This window comes from Bradyrhizobium diazoefficiens USDA 110 (genome assembly GCF_000011365.1).
GTDB classification, from domain to species: Bacteria; Pseudomonadota; Alphaproteobacteria; order Rhizobiales; family Xanthobacteraceae; genus Bradyrhizobium; species Bradyrhizobium diazoefficiens.
This window is the reverse complement of the sequence record NC_004463.1, coordinates 5,703,561-5,720,934: the sequence shown is the minus strand read 5'-3', so window position 1 is coordinate 5,720,934 and position 17,374 is coordinate 5,703,561. Positions and strand designations below refer to the sequence as shown.

At 65.0% G+C, this 17,374-nt stretch carries 17 protein-coding genes; 9 read left to right on the top strand and 8 right to left on the bottom strand.

The features are described 5' to 3' along the window. The first annotated feature begins 38 nt into the window (after positions 1 to 38). Entirely contained in the window at positions 39 to 479 is a 441-nt protein-coding gene (locus BJA_RS26025; RefSeq protein ID WP_011087921.1) for a DUF1489 family protein, read from the top strand. Positions 480 to 562: 83 nt separating this feature from the next. Here the strand turns inward: BJA_RS26025 and panC are convergent, their stop codons facing one another. Further along, entirely contained in the window at positions 563 to 1,414 is an 852-nt protein-coding gene (panC, locus tag BJA_RS26020; protein WP_011087920.1) for a pantoate--beta-alanine ligase, read from the bottom strand. A gap of 278 nt (positions 1,415 to 1,692) precedes the next feature. Between panC and BJA_RS26015 the strand changes: the two genes are divergently transcribed. The 3 genes from BJA_RS26015 to BJA_RS26005 all read left to right on the top strand — a co-directional run bounded on the left by BJA_RS26015 (position 1,693) and on the right by BJA_RS26005 (position 4,690). Further along, positions 1,693 to 2,616 carry a division plane positioning ATPase MipZ gene (locus tag BJA_RS26015; RefSeq protein ID WP_011087919.1) on the top strand — a complete coding sequence of 308 codons (924 nt, stop codon included), beginning with the start codon at positions 1,693 to 1,695 and terminating at the stop codon, positions 2,614 to 2,616. Positions 2,617 to 2,960: 344 nt separating this feature from the next. Continuing rightward, positions 2,961 to 3,821, top strand: coding sequence for an alpha/beta fold hydrolase (locus tag BJA_RS26010; RefSeq protein ID WP_011087918.1), 861 nt, complete (start codon positions 2,961 to 2,963; stop codon positions 3,819 to 3,821). Positions 3,822 to 3,940: 119 nt separating this feature from the next. Further along, positions 3,941 to 4,690 (top strand): hypothetical protein, encoded by a 750-nt coding sequence (locus tag BJA_RS26005; RefSeq protein ID WP_011087917.1) that lies wholly within the window; start codon positions 3,941 to 3,943, stop codon positions 4,688 to 4,690. A gap of 4 nt (positions 4,691 to 4,694) precedes the next feature. On the opposite strand, the gene tehA is transcribed toward BJA_RS26005, so the two are convergent. Next, positions 4,695 to 5,687, bottom strand: a complete 993-nt coding sequence (gene tehA / locus BJA_RS26000; RefSeq protein ID WP_038966370.1) for a dicarboxylate transporter/tellurite-resistance protein TehA — start codon at positions 5,685 to 5,687, stop codon at positions 4,695 to 4,697. Between the two features lie 119 nt (positions 5,688 to 5,806). On the opposite strand from tehA, the gene BJA_RS25995 reads away from it, so the two are divergent. After that, a complete protein-coding gene (locus tag BJA_RS25995; RefSeq protein WP_011087915.1) occupies positions 5,807 to 6,532 on the top strand; it encodes a DnaJ domain-containing protein in 726 nt (241 codons plus the stop codon). A 220-nt stretch (positions 6,533 to 6,752) separates the two neighbouring features. On the opposite strand, the gene BJA_RS25990 is transcribed toward BJA_RS25995, so the two are convergent. Then, positions 6,753 to 8,588 (bottom strand): D-alanyl-D-alanine carboxypeptidase, encoded by a 1,836-nt coding sequence (locus BJA_RS25990; protein WP_011087914.1) that lies wholly within the window; start codon positions 8,586 to 8,588, stop codon positions 6,753 to 6,755. 389 nt (positions 8,589 to 8,977) lie between these two features. Between BJA_RS25990 and BJA_RS25985 the strand changes: the two genes are divergently transcribed. From BJA_RS25985 to clpA, 4 genes are all read left to right on the top strand, one after another. Continuing rightward, on the top strand, positions 8,978 to 9,316 hold the full coding sequence (locus BJA_RS25985; protein WP_011087913.1) for a phasin family protein: 339 nt from the start codon (positions 8,978 to 8,980) through the stop codon (positions 9,314 to 9,316). A 195-nt stretch (positions 9,317 to 9,511) separates the two neighbouring features. Then, positions 9,512 to 9,835 (top strand): hypothetical protein, encoded by a 324-nt coding sequence (locus BJA_RS25980; RefSeq protein WP_133415024.1) that lies wholly within the window; start codon positions 9,512 to 9,514, stop codon positions 9,833 to 9,835. Positions 9,836 to 10,121: 286 nt separating this feature from the next. Continuing rightward, positions 10,122 to 10,454, top strand: a complete 333-nt coding sequence (gene clpS / locus BJA_RS25975; RefSeq protein ID WP_027548135.1) for an ATP-dependent Clp protease adapter ClpS — start codon at positions 10,122 to 10,124, stop codon at positions 10,452 to 10,454. Positions 10,455 to 10,747: 293 nt separating this feature from the next. Continuing rightward, the gene (clpA, locus tag BJA_RS25970) at positions 10,748 to 13,156 is read left to right on the top strand and encodes an ATP-dependent Clp protease ATP-binding subunit ClpA (RefSeq protein ID WP_011087911.1); all 2,409 of its coding nucleotides are present in this window, start codon (positions 10,748 to 10,750) and stop codon (positions 13,154 to 13,156) included. 70 nt (positions 13,157 to 13,226) lie between these two features. Here the strand turns inward: clpA and BJA_RS25965 are convergent, their stop codons facing one another. The 5 genes from BJA_RS25965 to BJA_RS25945 form a co-directional block, all read right to left on the bottom strand. Beyond that, positions 13,227 to 13,685: a PEGA domain-containing protein gene (locus BJA_RS25965; RefSeq protein ID WP_038966368.1), complete on the bottom strand. Its 459-nt coding sequence runs from the start codon at positions 13,683 to 13,685 to the stop codon at positions 13,227 to 13,229. A 128-nt stretch (positions 13,686 to 13,813) separates the two neighbouring features. Beyond that, positions 13,814 to 15,235, bottom strand: a complete 1,422-nt coding sequence (locus BJA_RS25960) for an MFS transporter (protein ID WP_011087909.1) — start codon at positions 15,233 to 15,235, stop codon at positions 13,814 to 13,816. A gap of 79 nt (positions 15,236 to 15,314) precedes the next feature. Further along, a complete protein-coding gene (locus tag BJA_RS25955) occupies positions 15,315 to 15,653 on the bottom strand; it encodes a c-type cytochrome (protein WP_011087908.1) in 339 nt (112 codons plus the stop codon). A gap of 251 nt (positions 15,654 to 15,904) precedes the next feature. Beyond that, complete coding sequence (locus BJA_RS25950; protein ID WP_038966367.1) at positions 15,905 to 16,930, bottom strand: aldo/keto reductase; 1,026 nt, start codon at positions 16,928 to 16,930, stop codon at positions 15,905 to 15,907. A gap of 115 nt (positions 16,931 to 17,045) precedes the next feature. Then, a complete protein-coding gene (locus BJA_RS25945) occupies positions 17,046 to 17,282 on the bottom strand; it encodes a hypothetical protein (protein WP_011087906.1) in 237 nt (78 codons plus the stop codon). Positions 17,283 to 17,374: the final 92 nt, after the last annotated feature.

Here is a 17,374-nt window from a genome sequence, read left to right as displayed (position 1 = left end):
GCTTTGAAAACCTGCGGCCGGCCCGCTAATGCTGGGGCATGCCACTCCATCTGATCAAGCTCGCCGTCGGCTGCGACTCCGTCAAGGAATTGAAGGAGTGGGTGGCCGAACGGATGCAGACCGCCAAGAAGAAGGGTCTGCCGCAACATCACATCCACATCACCCGAATGGTGCCCAAGCGCGACGCCGAGATCCTCTCGGGCGGGTCGCTCTATTGGGTCATCAAGGGCGAGATCGCCGCGCGCGAAAAGATCATCGGCATCGAGCCGTTCCGCGACAAGGACGGCATCGGGCGCTGCCGGATCGTGATGCAGCCGAAGGTGATCCCGGTCTCGCCGCGGCCGATGCGACCGTTCCAGGGCTGGCGCTATCTCGCGGACGATTCCGTACCGCCCGATCTCGGCAAGTCCGCCGCCGGCACGATCGCGGCGATGCCGGAGCCGATGCGGCGCGAGCTGCGCGATCTCGGATTGCTCTGAGCATGATCCGGAAAAGTGTGTAGCGGTTTTCCGGAAAGATCATGCTCAAACAGTAACCTGAAGCGCGATGTCGTCATCGCGCTTTAGACCGCGATATTGTCGATCAGCCGGGTCGTGCCGAGCTTGGCTGCGACCAGGATCCGCAAGGGGCCGTCCTTGCGCGAGGTGACCTGTGCCAGCGTCTCGGCGTGGCGGGCCTCGAAATAGTCGAGCACGAAGCCGGCCGCCTTGATGGTCGCGGCGCCGCGCGCCATCGCCGACGCGATGGCCTCGCCGGCGCGAATGCGGCCGGCGCTGTCCTTCATGGCGCGGTAGAGCGTGGTCGCGGTCTGCCGCTCCTGCGGTGAGAGATAGACGTTGCGCGATGACATCGCGAGCCCGTCGCGCTCGCGCACGGTGCGGGAGCCGATCACCTTGACGCCGAGATCGAGGTCCCGCGCCATCTGCGTCACCACCCGCAGTTGCTGAAAGTCTTTCTCGCCGAAGATCGCAAAGTCCGGCCGGCATTGCGTGAACAGCTTTCCGACGACGGTGGCGACGCCACCGAAAAAGTGGGGCCGGAAGCGATCCTCGAGGCCGGCCAGGGCCGGACCCTCCGGCACGATTCGGGTCGCAAAGCCCTCCGGATACATGGCCTCGACGCCCGGGTGCCAGACGATGTCGACGTCCTCGGCCGCGAGCTTGGCGATGTCGGCCTTCCAGGTTCGGGGATAGGCGCCGAAATCCTCGGTCGGGGCGAATTGAGTCGGGTTGACGAAGATCGAGACTACGACGCGGCTGGCGCGCCGCTTCGCGAGGCGCACCAGCGACACATGCCCGTCATGGAGCGCCCCCATGGTCGGGACCAGCGCGATCGTGGCCTTTCGCTTGCGAAGATTGTCGGCGGCGCGTCGGAGCGCAGGGACCGTGCGGGCGATCAGAGGGCTTCGTGACATCAGGACTCAGGGGGCTTGGGGATAGGTTGGGCGCGGCGTGCAGCCGGCTAACCTTAACAAGCAGCGATCGTGGACGCCATGCATCCGGATGCGGCACAGCATCCCGCGTAATGCCGCGCACGACGTCGCGACATTGTGGGCTGAATCGCAGACGCGAGGCGGCGACGCAATTCATGATGAAGACTAACGCACTGTGATTTCGCTATCCTGTCACGCATTTCACTTGACCGCAGACGCGGCCAACTTGAAGATATTGCTTAGGGGTGTTGAGGATCACCATGCTTGTGCAGGCTAGCCAGGGCCAATCCGGCTCGGCGCACGTCGTTGTGCTGGGCAACGAGAAGGGCGGCTCCGGCAAATCGACCACTGCCTTGCACATCGCGGTCGCGCTCCTGAAGGCCGGTCAGCGCGTTGCCACCATCGACCTCGACTGCCGCCAGCAAAGCTTCACCCACTACATCAACAACCGCGCCGCCTGGGCCCGTCGCACCAAGCTCGATCTCGAGCTGCCGGTGCATCGCTGCATCAAGCTCGGCGAGACCATGCAGATTGCCGAGAACGAGAACTCCGAGTTCCAGCAGTTCATGGAGGCGGTCTCTGCGGTCGAGAGCAGTTTCGATTTCATCGTCATCGATACGCCCGGCACCGACAGCTACCTGATGCGGCTCGCCCATTCGATGGCCGACACGCTGGTCACGCCGATCAACGACAGCTTCCTCGATTTCGACGTGCTCGGCACCGTCGACCCCGCCAACTATGCGGTCACCGGCGAGAGCCACTATGCCGAGATGGTGCGGGATACCCGCCGCAAGCGTCGCCAGCTCGACGGCTCGAGCACCGACTGGATCGTGGTGCGCAACCGCCTGTCCATGCTCGGCTCCCGCAACAAGCAGCTTGTCGCCGACGGCTTGAAGGATTTGTCGCTGCGGCTCGGCTTCCGCTACATCGACGGTTTCGCCGAGCGCGTCGTCTACCGCGAATTCTTCCCGCGCGGCCTCACTGCGCTCGACGAGATCGACGAGGCGACGCTCGGCATGCGGCCCAATCTCGGCCATCTCACCGCGCGGGAAGAGGTGACGAGCCTGCTCCGCCAGCTCAAGCTGCCGCTCGACGAGCGCGGCCGCCGCCGCGCGGCCAACCGCGCCGAGTGGTTCAGCCAGGTCGACAAGCCGCTCGAGGTCCACGACATCCTCGGCGCCTGATTTAGCGGTATATCGCTACTGCCAGCGGCCTGATAAGCCGGTCCCCCGCAGGAACTGAGCCCGCCCTCGGCCGTTTTCACTCTACGTTTACTGCGAAATTGCACCCAATCGAGACCGGTTGCATCGGATGGTGATCTGCACCCTGACGTAGCCGTATGAGAGGAGGATGCCCAAGAAACGTGTGCGGCGCACAATGAAAGGGCTGCCAGTTCACAATATTTGGCCTTCCTGTCACGCGGCTGTGACATATATTAGCGAATAGGCGACCAGGGGCCGAAGAGCCCCGGAAGAACACGATTTTCAACAGGGATTCAGGCCGCAAGAGCCTGAGGCTGAGGACGAAAATGAAGCGTGGAATTGCCGTTCTGGTTTCGGTCAGTGCCCTCTGCGGCATCGCCTATTTCACGGCGAGCAAGTGGGCCATCAGGCACGAGACCATCACCTTCTACGACGCTTCGCGCGACAACCGTCCCGTGCCCGTCGATATCGCGATCCGTCGCGACAAGGAAATGCAGGCCAATGCCGGCATGATCACGATGCCTGTCGCCGTGATCAACCATGGCAATACCGTCAAGAACACCGAGTACGGCTTCCTTGCTAACATTTTCGCTGCGCGCGGCTACCTCGTCGTGAGCCCGCAGCATGATTTGCCGACCGATCCTCCGATGGTGACCAAGCCCGGCGAGCTCTATGTCGGCCGGTTGCCGCAGATCCTGCGCGGCGTGGCCAATATCCACCTGGCGATGCAGGAGATGAAGAAGGTTCAGCCCAACGCCGACTACGAGAAGGTGACGATGGTCGGCCACTCCATGGGCGGCGACATCACGATGTACTTCGCCAAGCAGTATCCGGATGAGGTCAAGAAGGTCGTCACGCTGGACAATCTGCGCGTGCCGTTCGTGACCGCCGGCAAGTTCAAGATCCTGTCGTTCCGCTCCACCGATCCGCAGTTCAAGACCGATGCGGGGGTGATCCCGAGCGACGAGGAATGCGAGAAGGCCGGCATCCAGGTCGTGAAGACCGAATTCCAGCACAACGACATGCGCGACACCGGTCCGGATGTGGCCAAGAACTCGATCCAAGGCATGCTCGACAAATTCCTGAGCGCGACTGACAGCGAGGTAGGGCCGGTCGATACGCAATCGTCTCCACCCAAGATTCTCGAGCCCGGTCCGGTCGCTCTGATGGCGCCTGCCAAGAGCTGACGTTTCATCATAGTCAGAAACGACATTCAAAGCCTCCGCCGGCGCTCGCCCGCGGAGGCTTTGCACATTGACCGGGCTGCACGCGCTAACCACATTAGCCGTTCACGAAGGGCCAAGGCATGTCGGGCGAACCCATCAAACCGCGCGGCCGCGATGCCGTCTCGCCGCAAGCAGGCGGCGCGGTGCCGCAGGCCGGGACGTCGACCTCGGACGATATCGCCGCCTTTGTCGCCAAGGCGCGTGCGCTGTCACCGCATGCTCCCGGCGCGAAAGGCCGGCTGATCTTCGCGCTGGATGCGACGATGAGCCGGCAGCCGACCTGGGACATGGCCTGCGCGCTCCAGGCCGACATGTTTCGCGAGACCGCGGCGCTCGGCAGTCTCGACATCCGGCTGGTCTACTATCGCGGCTTCAACGAGTGCCGTGCCACGGGGTGGATCTCCGACAGCGCCAGGCTCGCGACGCTGATGAGCAAGATCGACTGCCGCGGCGGCGACACCCAGATCGGCAAGGTGCTGAGCGAGGCGCGGCGCGAGGCGGTCGCATCGGGCGTGCGGGCCGTGGTCTTCGTCGGCGATGCGATGGAGGAGAAGGTTGACGAGCTCTGCGCCAAGGCCGGCGAACTCGGCATGCTCAAGGTGCCTGTCTTCGTGTTCCAGGAAGGTCATGACCCGGTGGCCGAGCAGGCGTTTCGCGAGATCGCGCGCCTGACCGGCGGCGCTTGGTGCCGTTTCGATCCCGGCGCTGCGGCACAGCTGCGCGAGCTGTTGCGGGCGGCCGCGGCCTATGCCGCCGGCGGGCGCGAGGCGCTGCTGAAATTGGCCAAGAGCGCGAGCGGTGCGGCCCAGTTGATCGGCCAGATGAAGTAGCAGGTTACGCTGGCGCGGCTTGCGTTGGCGGCGGCGCTGCGACCGGCGGCAGCAGGCGTCCCTGCAGGATCAGGCGCAGCGTGCCCAGCGCGATCAATCCGACCACGATGTTGGCGGCTCCGAACAGCCATGGCGCGAGCAGCGCGATCGCACCGGTGTCGCCGTGGCCGGCCATGCGGATCGGTGCGATCGCAAGCGCGGTGGCGCCGAAGGTGAAGCCCCAGTACGACACCGAGAACGGCTGCTCCATGATCCACGGCAGCAGGCGAAGCAGCAGCAGCGCCATCATCAGTCCGTAGCCGACGAGGACATGCGCGACCATGTCGGGCACGCCGCCATTGATCGCGAGATAGGCGACGGCACCGACCGCGGGCGGCGCCAGCTGGATGCCGAGCGTCGGCCGCAGTGCGACTGGAAGTGTCGCGACCGTGTAGAGCCGATGTAGCAGCACGGATTCAATTGCGAGCCAGGAAAACAGCGCGATGCCGAAGGCAAGCTGTCCCCAATCGGGGTAGCCGAGCACCGAAGAAACCGCCGCGGTGACGAAGCCGCCGGCAACGGTCGGCAGATACAGGACCGGTGTCGTCGCGGTGTGATCGCGATTGCCGCGCCACAACAACCCCGTCCGCCACAGCGCGAAGCCGAGCGTGAACGCCGCGCCAAGGCCGAACAGGATCTCGGCGGCAAGGTGCGAGTAGGGCTCCGCCGCGATCGCGATCAGCATGGTGGAGACGCCGGCGAGACCAATAAAGCAGCATTGTACCGGATGATGGGCTTCACTGAGCGACTCGGCGCGCGCGAGGATCCAGCGCAGGATGAAGAGAACGAGCAGCAGCGCCCAGACGATGGAGGCGAGCGCGAGCAGGATCTCGCCGACGATCGCCGGCAAATGCCAGACCTGATGCGCGGCGCGCCAGGCATTGCCGAGGCCGGCAAGGCCAAGCACGATGCCGAAGAAGGCGGCCGGCACGATCGGCGGCTTGAATCCGCTACGCATTGTCTCCCTCAATCGTCGCGCCGGACTATCGGGCAAGCCAGCGTTCCATGTCATCTGCCAATTGCCGACGGGCGAAAGGACGCCATGCTTTTTGACAACAGGGCGCCTATATTCCGCCCATGACCCTGATCGCTGGCGCTGTCGCCGTTATCACGCTGTATCTGCTGCTTCAGATGTTCCGCGCCGCCAACCCGGCGGTGCTGGCGCGCACTATCAAGTTCGGCGGCGGCGTGGTCGCGCTGGCGGTCGCAGCCTTCACGGGCTTGCGGGGCGAGCTGGCCGTCGCGATCCCGCTCGGGATTTTCGGCGCCGGGCTGCTCGGCTGGACGCCGTTGACGAACGCCGGCTTCGGCAATATCGGCGGGCTGTTCGGTGGCGGTGCGGCGCCTGCGCCCGGGCAGGCCTCGCGCGTGCGCTCGCAATTCCTCGACATGCGGCTCGATCACGATTCCGGCCGACTCGGAGGCCAGATCGTTGCCGGGCCTCACGCCGGGCGCGATCTCGACGAGTTCGATCTCGCCGGCCTGCTGGCGATGGTCCCGGCGTTCGACGCCGAGAGCGTGGCCTTACTTGAAAGCTATCTGGACCGCAGGTTTCCCGCCTGGCGTCAGAACGCGCAGGGCGATGCGGCAGGGGGGCAGCGCCGCACGGCGGCGAGCGGCAAAATGACGACGGAGGAGGCCTATCAGATCCTTGGCTTGCAGCCGGGAGCGGGGCGCGACGACATCAGCCGGGCCCACAAGTCCCTGATGAAGAAACTCCATCCCGACCAGGGGGGCTCGACGTATCTCGCTGCCCGGGTAAACGAGGCCAAGGATACTCTGCTTCGCACGCATAACGGCTAACTCCGGCACTACGCTACAAACGCCCGTACCGCGTGATCTCCGTTGGCTCTGTCTGTCGTCGCCCCGATGCCCGCCATTTCGGCGTGGCCGATCTCTTGAGTAAAAATTTAACCGTAAAACGTTGACGAGAGGTTGTCGCGGAACCGACTTTGGCTTGCCGCATGCCGAAAACAAAAATGCCCGCGCAAGGCGCGGGCATTTTTCGGAACGGTGCGGGAGATCAGTTGCGGACGGTGATGCAGGAGATGTCGGCGCGCTTCAGGGCGCGGCAGACGGCTTCGGCCTGATCCCGCTCGAGCCCGGCGAAGCGGGCGCGGTAGAGCTTGCGATTGTCCTTGGCGACGACCGGCTCGGTGAACGGATCCGCCTTGCTGAGCAGGCCGCGGGCCGAGCTGCGCGCTGCGTCGATGCGCTGCTGGGCTTCGTTCTCGCTCTCGAGCGCGCCGACCTGGACGATCCAGCCGCTGTGCGTGACGACCGGCTTGGTGGTGGCGCTCATCTGGATCGCCTGCGGCGCCGGGTCGGCGGAGGCGAGCTTCGGAGCGACCGGGGCGGGCGCGGCGGCGGTCGCAGCCGGCAGCACGCCGAGGACGCCGTTGCCGGTGCCGAAGCCGGCCGGCTGGCGTGGCAGCTCGGTGCGGGCGACTTCCGCCTTCGGCGCTTCCGGTTGGCTCTGGATCTCGGGCTTGTTGATCAGATCGGCCCGGGCGACGACGGCGCCGGAGGTTTCCGCGACGTCGGAGCGGGAGGCAACCGTGTTGGTAATCTGCGGCGCGACCTGCGACGGGGCGGCGGAGGCGACCTTCACGGTGCCGGCCTTGACCTGCACCGTCTTGACCCGGACCGGCTTCATCGGTTCGGACGAGCCCGGGATGATCGAGAGCGGCTGGCTGGAGATCACGCCATTGGTGAGCGGCGCGGGCTCGATCTTGGATTCAGTCGGCCGAGCTTCAGGCTTGGGCTGAGCGGGTGGCATTGCGGCGGTGGCGGCCGCAAGCGTGGACAGGCGCGAGGCGAGACGCGACGGGGCTGCTTCGGGAGCAGGGGCGGCCGCGGCCTGGACCTGCGGAGCGGTGCGGGCCGGGGTATCCGACGCATCGGCGACCTCGGCAGCGGCGTCAGCGCCGCTACGCTCGGTAACCGCGGCGACGGTGTGGCTGGTCGCGCCCTTGTCGAGGTTCTCCGCGAGCAGGTTGCGCATGATGGCGTCGCGCGAACCGCCGCTGCGGCCGCCCAGCACCACGCCGATCAGGTGGCGGTTGCCGCGGCGCATCGAGGTCACGAGGTTGAAGCCGGAGGCGCGGGTGTAGCCGGTCTTGATGCCGTCCACGCCCTCGACGCTGCCGAGCAGGTGGTTATGGTTCCGGATCGACTGGCCGCGCCAGTTGAACGTCGAGGTCGCGAAATAGCGGTAGTAGCGCGGGAAGCGCTCCTGGATGGCGCGGCCGAGCGTGGCCTGATCGCGCGCGGTCGTGACCTGCTCGTCGTTGGGAAGGCCGTTGGCGTTCCGGTAGACCGTCTTGGACATGCCGAGCGAACGCGCCTTGCGCGTCATCATCTGGGCGAAGTCGTCCTCGTCGCCGGCGATCGCTTCCGCGATCACCACGGCTGCGTCGTTGGCGGAGCGGGTGACGAGACCCTTGATCGCGTCCTCGACACGGATGGTCTGGCCGGCACGCAGGTTCAGCTTGGTCGGATCCTGATCGGCGGCGTGCTGCGACACCGGCATCTCGGTGTCGAGCTTCATCTTGCCGGACTCGAGACGCTCGAACAGCAGATAGAGCGTCATGATCTTGGTCAGCGACGCCGGATGGCGGATCCCGTCGGGGCTCGTTGCCTGGAGCACGGAGCCGGAATTGCCGTCGACGATGATCGACGCGAATTTCGGGCTGGAGCTCTCGGACACGTCGCGCTGCACCCGGTGGTGCGCGTAGTGGCGGCGGTGACGCCGCGCCTCGGCGGCATCGGTGGTGAAGATGACCGCGGTGGTGACCGTAAGAAGCCCGAAAACCCCGACCCGCGCCAAGCGCGAGGAAGACAAGTTTTTACGAAGCATGAAACCCCGTCCCCGTTTCTGACTTGATCACCGGCCCGTGAGGCGAAATTGTGCCCAATGGACCCGGGATCATTACCTGCCCAGGCTGCCCCTCCGCTGGTGTTCGCCGCGGGGGACGTTGAACCTGAGCCGCTATTCTGGCTAAGGTGATGTTCTCAAACGGCTTTTGGCCGCTTGCGGAAGCTGAACACGTCCAGGGAATCAAGGTAGGGGTCCGCGGTTTCCAAAAGCTTAAGGAACCCTTGCGGGAAACCCCGGGAATCTCTTCGGTTTGGATCTAGTTTTTGTGCGACGCACAAGATTCTTGACTTTTTTGTGCGTTGCACTAATTGTGGGCAGAGTCAGGGAGCCGGGGCTTCCCGACGCGAGCCAGGGAAAAGGATTCCGAAATGTTCAAGGTTGAAGACTTTCAGAGCTACGGGAAAGAGCAGTTCGAGCAGTGCGTCGCCTCCGCGACCTCGGTGCAGCACGGCCTCCAGGCAATCGCCAGCGCCTACGGCGACTACACCAAGAAGTCGTTCGAAGACACCAAGTCCTTCGTCGAGAAGCTTTCCGGCGTGAAGTCGCTGGACAAGGCGATGGAAGCGCAGACCGACTTCGCCCGTTCCGCCTACGAGACCTTCGTCGCGGAATCGCAGAAGATTGCCGGCCTCTACAGCGACCTCGCCAAGCAGGCATTCAAGCCGGTCGAGACCATCGTGTCGAAGTTCACCCCGGCCGCCAACTAACTTTTCCCGGACATCCTGGAAGCAAGAAGCCCGGCTGAACCAGCCGGGCTTTTTTGTTGTCGCGACCGATCCGTGCCAGAGCGCGGTCGGGTTCGCCGGCGTGACCAAGCAGAATTTGCCGGTGCTGCTCGCGCGATATTGCAGCACGCTTGGGGGCAGGGCGCTGCCGGCGTTCGCCTGCATGGTGTGGATCGGATGCTCACCCGCTCGATGCGCACAGCACGAATGAACAGCGCGTTGAATTGGGTCCGCGCCTTGCTGCTGATCTGCGAGGTGATGATGGTGCCGGACGCGTCGAGCGATGCGGCTGACACAGGGCAGGGCGGACGAAGCACGGCCGTCCTAGAAATTTGCGATTTTGCCCGATTTCGCGCCAAGCGATTGAACAGCAGGTACCGTAGAAGACCGGAGACGATCCCGCGCGAAACCGTCGCAGTCGCGTTAACGGCTAGGTTCCTGGTCAACCTGTTCTGGACCGGCGCGGCGGAAATTTTTGTCAAACCGGTCCGGATTGATTAACCTTGGTCAGGATCGCCCGGATCGGGAATCGGGCCCGCCATAGCCGGACTTTTGCACGCTTGCGGCGAGGCGGGGGCAAGCCCATATTCCTGCAATCGATCTGGTTTGGACCGGACCGGTTGGAAGCGGCGATCCAAAAGCGCGGTGCGCCAGTGCGAAGCTCCGAAAGGCGGGGCCGCGCGGCGGGCCGTCATACGCTTCCGTGGGGAATTTGAACGCCTGAGCCATGTCGCAATTGACTTCCAGCCTTGACCTGTCTGCGGCCGCCGCCGCCCGCGCTCCCCGGATGAGCAACGACGAGAACCGTTCCGGCAGCCCGACGGGTCCGAACACCTCCGTCATCACCAAGGTCAAGCCGAAGACCAAGCGGCCGAACCTGTATCGCGTTCTGATCCTGAACGACGACTACACGCCGATGGAGTTCGTGGTCCACGTGCTGGAGAAGTTCTTCCAGAAGGACGTCGAGGCGGCGACCAAGATTATGCTGCACGTCCATCATCACGGTATCGGCGAGTGTGGCGTGTTCACCTACGAGATCGCCGAAACCAAGGTGACGCAGGTGATGGACTTCGCCCGCAAGCACCAGCATCCGCTGCAATGCGTGATGGAAAAGAAATAAGTCACCCCACGGCGCGTTCGTAGCCGGCTCTTGCTTGTGTATGTCGCAGTGTGATCGCCGCGTAATGCCTGCGCGCGATCTCCATCGCAGCCGGCAAAACTACGGAATTCTGCACCGGCGCCGATCCCGCCCAAATCGGAACGGGTTTTGCATCGAAAAATACCGCAGGTGGCTAGCTGCCGAGTCGCGGAACCGGTCTTTCGCCGCGGTCTTGTATAACTATATGTGACAAAGGTTGTTGTTGCCTGACCGGGCGAGGACGATCATGATGGTGGGGGCCATAGAGGACGCGAATGCCGACTTTTTCTCAAAGCCTTGAACAATCCCTGCATCGTGCGCTGGCGATCGCAAACGAGCGTCATCACCAATACGCGACGCTCGAGCATCTCTTGCTCTCCCTGATCGACGATTCCGATGCAGCCGCCGTTATGCGCGCCTGTAGCGTCGATCTCGACAAGCTCCGCACGAGCCTCGTCAACTATCTTGAGACCGAATTCGAGAACCTGGTGACGGATGGCGCCGACGATGCCAAGCCGACCGCCGGTTTCCAGCGCGTGATCCAGCGCGCGGTGATCCACGTGCAATCCTCCGGTCGCGAAGAGGTGACCGGTGCCAACGTGCTGATCGCGATCTTCGCCGAGCGCGAGAGCCACGCCGCATACTTTCTGCAAGAGCAGGACATGACGCGCTACGACGCCGTCAACTACATCAGCCACGGCATCGCCAAGCGGCCGGGCGTCTCCGAGGCCCGCCCCGTGCGCGGCGTCGACGAGGAGACCGAGACCAAGGGCAGCGACGACGCCAAGAAGAAGGGCGAAGCGCTCGAGACCTATTGCGTCAACCTCAACAAGAAGGCGCGCGACGGCAAGATCGATCCGGTGATCGGACGCAATTCCGAGATCAACCGCGCGATCCAGGTGCTGTGCCGCCGGCAGAAGAACAACCCGCTGTTCGTGGGCGAAGCCGGCGTCGGCAAGACCGCGATCGCGGAGGGCCTCGCCAAGCGCATCGTCGACAGCGAGGTGCCCGAGGTGCTGGCGGCTGCCACCGTGTTCTCGCTGGACATGGGTACGCTGCTTGCGGGCACGCGCTATCGCGGCGACTTCGAGGAGCGCCTGAAGCAGGTGCTGAAGGAGCTCGAGGCGCATCCCAACGCCATCCTGTTCATCGACGAGATCCACACCGTGATCGGTGCGGGCGCGACGTCGGGCGGGGCGATGGATGCCTCGAACCTGCTCAAGCCGGCGCTTGCCTCGGGCACGATCCGTTGCATGGGCTCGACCACCTACAAGGAATACCGCCAGCACTTCGAGAAGGACCGCGCGCTGGTGCGGCGCTTCCAGAAGATCGACATCAACGAGCCGACGGTGGAGGACGCGATCGCGATCCTCAAGGGCCTCAAGCCGTATTTCGAGGACTACCACCGGCTGAAGTACACCAATGAGGCGATCGAGGCTGCGGTGCAGCTCTCCTCGCGCTACATCCACGACCGCAAGCTGCCCGACAAGGCGATCGACGTGATCGACGAATCCGGTGCGGCGCAGATGCTGGTCGCCGAGAACAAGCGCAAGAAGACCATCGGCATCAAGGAGATCGAAACCACGATCGCCTCGATGGCGCGGATCCCGCCCAAGAGCGTGTCGAAGGACGATGCCGAGGTGCTCAAGCATCTCGAGCAGACGCTGAAGCGCACCGTGTTCGGCCAGGACAAGGCGATCGAGTCGCTCGCCGCTTCGATCAAGCTGGCGCGTGCCGGCCTGCGCGAGCCGGAGAAGCCGATCGGCTGCTACCTGTTCTCCGGGCCCACCGGCGTCGGCAAGACCGAGGTCGCAAAGCAGCTCGCGGCGTCGCTCGGCGTCGAGCTGCTGCGCTTCGACATGTCCGAATACATGGAGCGGCATACCGTGTCGCGCCTGATCGGCGCGCCTCCGGGCTATGTCGGCTTCGACCAGGGCGGCCTGCTCACCGACGGCGTCGACCAGCATCCGCATTGCGTGGTGCTGCTCGACGAGATCGAGAAGGCACATCCCGACCTCTACAACGTGCTGCTCCAGATCATGGATCACGGCCGGCTCACCGACCACAACGGCAAGCAGGTCAATTTCCGCAACGTGATCCTGATCATGACCACGAATGCGGGTGCTTCGGATCTGGCCAAGCAGGCGTTTGGCTTCACCCGCTCGAAGCGGGAAGGCGACGACCACGAGGCGATCAACCGGCAGTTCGCGCCGGAGTTCCGCAACCGCCTCGATGCCATCGTCTCGTTCAGCCATCTCAGCGTCGAGGTGATCGGCACGGTGGTCGAGAAGTTCGTGCTCCAGCTCGAGGCTCAGCTCGGCGACCGCGACGTCACCATCGAGCTGTCCGAGCCCGCCAAGGCCTGGCTGGTTCAGCACGGCTATGACGAGCAGATGGGCGCGCGGCCGATGGCCCGCGTGATCCAGGAGCACATCAAGAAGCCGCTGGCCGACGAGGTGCTGTTCGGCAAGCTCAAGAGCGGTGGCCACGTCCGCGTCGTCCTGGTCAAGGACGAGGCCGACGAGACCAAGGAGAAGATCGGCTTCGAGTTCGTCGAAGGCCCGGTCACGCCGAAGCAGGAAAAGCTGCCCGGCGCCCGCAAGCGCCCGCCGGGCAAGCCCAAGCCGGGCGGCCCCGGCGGCTCGAAGGGGCCGACCTCCAAGGGGCCGCTGGTCAAGGCTTGATCGGCGAGTGATGAAATCGAAAAGGCCGGCTGTTCAGCCGGCCTTTTTGTTTGTGTCGCAGTGCGGGGCTTTAAGTGCCGGTGTCAGGCGCAGGTGCCGCAGGCGGCCGCGGTTTCTTCGGCGCGGGTGGCCGTGCGCGGGCGGGAGCGGACGGCTGCATCGTGACGATGACCGGATTCGGCTTGTGATCGGTTGCCGCGCCCGTCGCGGCATCGACCCCTATGCCGACGACACCGCCCAGCAAGAGATTGCCGGCAAAGCCGGCGGCGCCGCCGGTCTGTATGTCGCGGCTGAGCGGCACGATCTGCGGCTCGTAGCCGTCCTTCTGGAAGGTGATGGAGATGTCGGCGTTCCGCTTGACGACCACGGAGCAGGGCGTCGTGCAGGTGGTCGGAACCTCCATTCCGCTGACGACGGCTTCAACGCCTGAAGGTGTCGATGAGATGCTGATATTCTCGGTCGTGCCGCGCGTGACGGACGCGCAGCCGCCCAGCATGACGCTGAGCGCCACAATTCCAAATGATCGCATGAAATGCCCCTTGTCCCGGCCGCAGTGAACCGCAACCGGAGCGGGAGGGCAATACGTCATTGGTCCAGATAGTTAAGCCACGCACCGGTTGTGTGGAGAAGGAGCGCGGACCTGGGCGTGGGCCGGTCCTATTCGCCGCGCAGGCGCTGGTCGTCCTGCACGCGGACATGCTCGGCGCCGCGCGCGCCTGCGGGCGAGAGCCGCAGCATGCTCAGCACCGCGCCGCAGAGCGCAAATCCGACGCCAGCGAGGAGCGCGACTCGGGTTCCGTCAATTGGATAGAGGCCGAGGAACAGCGCCACCAGCGCCGCGCCCGTGGTCTGGCCGAGCAGCCGCGCCGTGCCCAGCATGCCGCTGGCGCCGCCGGCGCGCTCGCGCGGGGCGGCTGCGATCATGGTGCGGTTGTTGGGGGTCTGGAACAGGCCGAAGCCGGCGCCGGCCAGCGCCATCCGCCAGATCACGTCGAGCGGCGTTGGCGCGGCAGGCAGGAGGGCCAGCGCGCCGAGCCCGCAGGCGAACAGCGTGAGGCCGATGCCGCCGAGCAGGCCCGCCGGATAATGCTCGACCAGGCGGCCGGCGAGGGGGGCCGCGAAGGCGATCGCGATCGGCCACGGCGTGATCAAGAGGCCCATATGCACGGCGGAATAGCCGAAGCGGCTCTGGAGATAGAACGGGATCGCGACGAAGGCCAGCATCTGCCCGCAGAACGACGCGATCGAGGTCGCGATCGACAGTGCGAACACCGGGATGCGCAAGAGGTCGACCGGCAGCAGCGGCGAGGCCATGTGTGTCTCGCGGTAGATCAGCAGCGCACCGGCGACGAGAGCGATGGCGAACTGGACGAGGCAGGTGAGCGCGGCCTCGCCATGGCCGACGCTGTCGATCGCGGCAATGCCGACGCCGAAGGTGATCGCGGAGAGACCCGCGCTCTGCCAGTCGAAGGAATGGCTCGCGGGCTTGGTGTGCGGCAGGCTGCGCAGGCCGAGCACCAGCGTCACCGCGCCGAGCGGCACGTTGATGGCAAACAGCCAGGGCCAGCTTCCGACCGCGAGGATGCCGGCCGCGAGCGTCGGGCCGACCGCGGCCGAGCAAGCGACGACAAGAGCATTGAGCCCGATGCCGCGGCCGAGCAGACTGCGCGGATAGGTGAAGCGCACCAGCGCCGCGTTGACGCTCATGATGCCGGCCGCGCCAAAGCCCTGGACGATGCGTGCGACCGTCAGCAGCGGCAGCGTATGCGCCAGCGCGCAGAAGGCGGATGCGAGCGTGAACAGCACGAGCCCGACCAGATAGACGCGGCGATAGCCGACGATCTCGCCGAGCGAAGCCAGAGGCAGCAGCGAGATGGTGATCGCGAGCTGGTAGCCGTTGACGATCCAGATCGAGAAGGCCGGGCTCGCGTCGAGGTCGGCCGCGATCGTCGGCAGCGCGACGTTGGCGATGGCGCTGTCGACCACCGCCATGATGATGCCGAGCGCAATGGTCAGGATCGCCTGGTTGCGCTGGGGCTGCGGCAGGCCGTCGGCATGCACTGTTGGGGCGGACGACATGGTAATCGTGTTCGGTTGAGGCGCAGTTGCTCGTTCGCAACTTGATCCGACCCGGGATGGTTCCAGCCAAAGCCGATGGCTATTTCGGCTTCTGCGGCTCCTGAATCGCTCTGAGGTAGTTTACCACGGCCTCGGCGTCGTCGCGGCCGAATCGAAACGTCGGCATGAAGCGGTGAATGCTGCTGTAGCCGTCCTGAAGGCGCTGCATGAAATCGGGATCGTAGAGCTTGTTCTCGCCGAGGCGGCGAAACGGCGGCGCCACCTTGTTCGGGCTCGTGCCGGTCTTCCCGACCGCGTGACACCGCGAGCACATCCGCTGCAACAGTGCTTCAGCGTGCCGCTGCTCGAAGTCCATGGCTTGACTGCCGGTGCTCCATAGCACGACAACGGCCAGCAGGACCGGCACGAACCTCTTCATCGAGCATTCCCCGTCATTCTCAGCGCGAGTTTGCCTTGCCCCAGACGTAGAGTGCGATCAAAACGATCGTTACCACTGTCGAGAAGATCAGAATGCGGCGATCCCAATCGATCCTCTCTCTCTCACCCTTTCTGAAAGTGAGGGCCGTAAACAGGGCCTTCATGGCAAATCGGCGCATCGGAAGCCTCGCGAGGACCGTACGATGCCACGGCCGACGCGAGCGGGCTTGATGCAGCTCAAGCCCGGGCGCGCTACACCGCCGGCGGATTGCGGTCGGTGAAGGTCGTGCGCTGGTGCCAGTAGGGATAGGGCAGCGTCACCTTGCTCGCGGCATCGAGCTTTGCGATCTGGTCCTTGGTCAACGACCAGCCGACCGCGCCGAGATTTTCGCGCAGCTGCGTCTCGTTGCGCGCGCCGATGATCAGCGTCGAGACCGTCGGACGCTGGAGCAGCCAGTTCAGCGCAATCTGCGAGACGCTCTTTCCCGTCTCCCTGGCTACCTCGTCGATCGCGTCGACCACACGATAGACGTGCTCGTCCGGCACGGGCGGGCCGAAATCGGCAGTCTTGGGCAGGCGGCTGACCTCGGGCTTCGGCTGCCCCCGGCGGATCTTTCCGGTGAGGCGTCCCCATCCGAGCGGCGACCAGACCACGGCGCCGATCCCCTGGTCGAGGCCGAGCGGCATCAGCTCCCACTCATAGTCGCGGCCGATCAATGAATAGTAGGTCTGATTGGCGACGTAGCGCGGGAAGCCATGCTTGTCGGCGATGGAGAGCGACTTCATCAGGTGCCAGCCTGAAAAGTTCGAAACGCCGACATAGCGGATCTTGCCGGCGCGCACGAGCACGTCGAGGGTGGCGAGCACCTCTTCAGGCGGGGTGAAGGCGTCGAAGCCATGGAGCTGGAACAGGTCGATGTAGTCGGTGCCGAGCCGGGCGAGCGAGCCGTCGATGGCCGCGAGCAGATGCTGCCGTGACGAGCCGATATCGTTGGGCCCGTCGCCGAAGCGGAACGTCGCCTTGGTCGAGATCAAAACCTTGTCGCGGCGGCCCTTGATGGCTTCGCCGAGAACGCGCTCGGACTCGCCGAGCGAATAGACGTCGGCGGTGTCGAACATCGACACGCCGGCCTCGAGACAGATATCGAGAAGGCGGCGGGCTTCGCTCGCGTCCGTGGTGCCCCATGCAGCGAGGCGGCCGACGCCGCCGAAGGTGCCGGTTCCAAGACTCAGAGCGGGCACCATGAGGCCGGACCGGCCCAAGCGTCGGTATTCCATCGATATGCTCCTCGGCTGGCCGCTGGTTGATCGATGCGGCCTTGGCGGCGAAGTTAGCGCAAGCGAGCGCCTTGTCCTATCGCGCACTCACATACCGGCCTTGCTCGGGAACGCTCTAGTCGTGCCGAAGCATGTCGTCGAACGTGGCATCGACGACCCGCGGGCCGACGGCTTGCACTGAAGCCTGCGTCTCGATTGCTGCTGCGACAGAGGGCGTGCAGGCGAGCTCAACGGTGCGCGCCTGCCGCGGCAGGAGCGCAAGGCTCCAGCCCACCACGACCAGCGCCGCGAGCCGGATCGCGATCATGCCCCGCAACAGCTCGGATCCGCTTGTCGTGGCGTGAGTCCTCATGCGTGCCAGCCTGATGCAGGCTGCCAACCAAGACAATCTGGAATTGCCGAGCGCTGCCTTCGCTCAGGACGAAGGCTTGCGGTGATGGCGGA

Bases quoted from the DNA above. Each gene is read 5' to 3' on its own strand.
- BJA_RS26005 (WP_011087917.1), top strand. From the start codon at position 3,941: ATGTCGGGCGAACCCATCAAACCGCGCGGCCGCGATGCCGTCTCGCCG.
- tehA (WP_038966370.1), bottom strand. From the start codon at position 5,687: ATGCGTAGCGGATTCAAGCCGCCGATCGTGCCGGCCGCCTTCTTCGGC.
- clpS (WP_027548135.1), top strand. From the start codon at position 10,122: ATGAGCAACGACGAGAACCGTTCCGGCAGCCCGACGGGTCCGAACACC.
- BJA_RS25985 (WP_011087913.1), top strand. From the start codon at position 8,978: ATGTTCAAGGTTGAAGACTTTCAGAGCTACGGGAAAGAGCAGTTCGAG.
- BJA_RS25980 (WP_133415024.1), top strand. From the start codon at position 9,512: ATGCTCACCCGCTCGATGCGCACAGCACGAATGAACAGCGCGTTGAAT.
- BJA_RS26025 (WP_011087921.1), top strand. From the start codon at position 39: ATGCCACTCCATCTGATCAAGCTCGCCGTCGGCTGCGACTCCGTCAAG.
- BJA_RS25955 (WP_011087908.1), bottom strand. From the start codon at position 15,653: ATGAAGAGGTTCGTGCCGGTCCTGCTGGCCGTTGTCGTGCTATGGAGC.
- BJA_RS25990 (WP_011087914.1), bottom strand. From the start codon at position 8,588: ATGCTTCGTAAAAACTTGTCTTCCTCGCGCTTGGCGCGGGTCGGGGTT.
- clpA (WP_011087911.1), top strand. From the start codon at position 10,748: ATGCCGACTTTTTCTCAAAGCCTTGAACAATCCCTGCATCGTGCGCTG.
- panC (WP_011087920.1), bottom strand. From the start codon at position 1,414: ATGTCACGAAGCCCTCTGATCGCCCGCACGGTCCCTGCGCTCCGACGC.
- BJA_RS26010 (WP_011087918.1), top strand. From the start codon at position 2,961: ATGAAGCGTGGAATTGCCGTTCTGGTTTCGGTCAGTGCCCTCTGCGGC.
- BJA_RS25995 (WP_011087915.1), top strand. From the start codon at position 5,807: ATGACCCTGATCGCTGGCGCTGTCGCCGTTATCACGCTGTATCTGCTG.
- BJA_RS25945 (WP_011087906.1), bottom strand. From the start codon at position 17,282: ATGAGGACTCACGCCACGACAAGCGGATCCGAGCTGTTGCGGGGCATG.
- BJA_RS25965 (WP_038966368.1), bottom strand. From the start codon at position 13,685: ATGCGATCATTTGGAATTGTGGCGCTCAGCGTCATGCTGGGCGGCTGC.
- BJA_RS25950 (WP_038966367.1), bottom strand. From the start codon at position 16,930: ATGGAATACCGACGCTTGGGCCGGTCCGGCCTCATGGTGCCCGCTCTG.
- BJA_RS26015 (WP_011087919.1), top strand. From the start codon at position 1,693: ATGCTTGTGCAGGCTAGCCAGGGCCAATCCGGCTCGGCGCACGTCGTT.
- BJA_RS25960 (WP_011087909.1), bottom strand. From the start codon at position 15,235: ATGTCGTCCGCCCCAACAGTGCATGCCGACGGCCTGCCGCAGCCCCAG.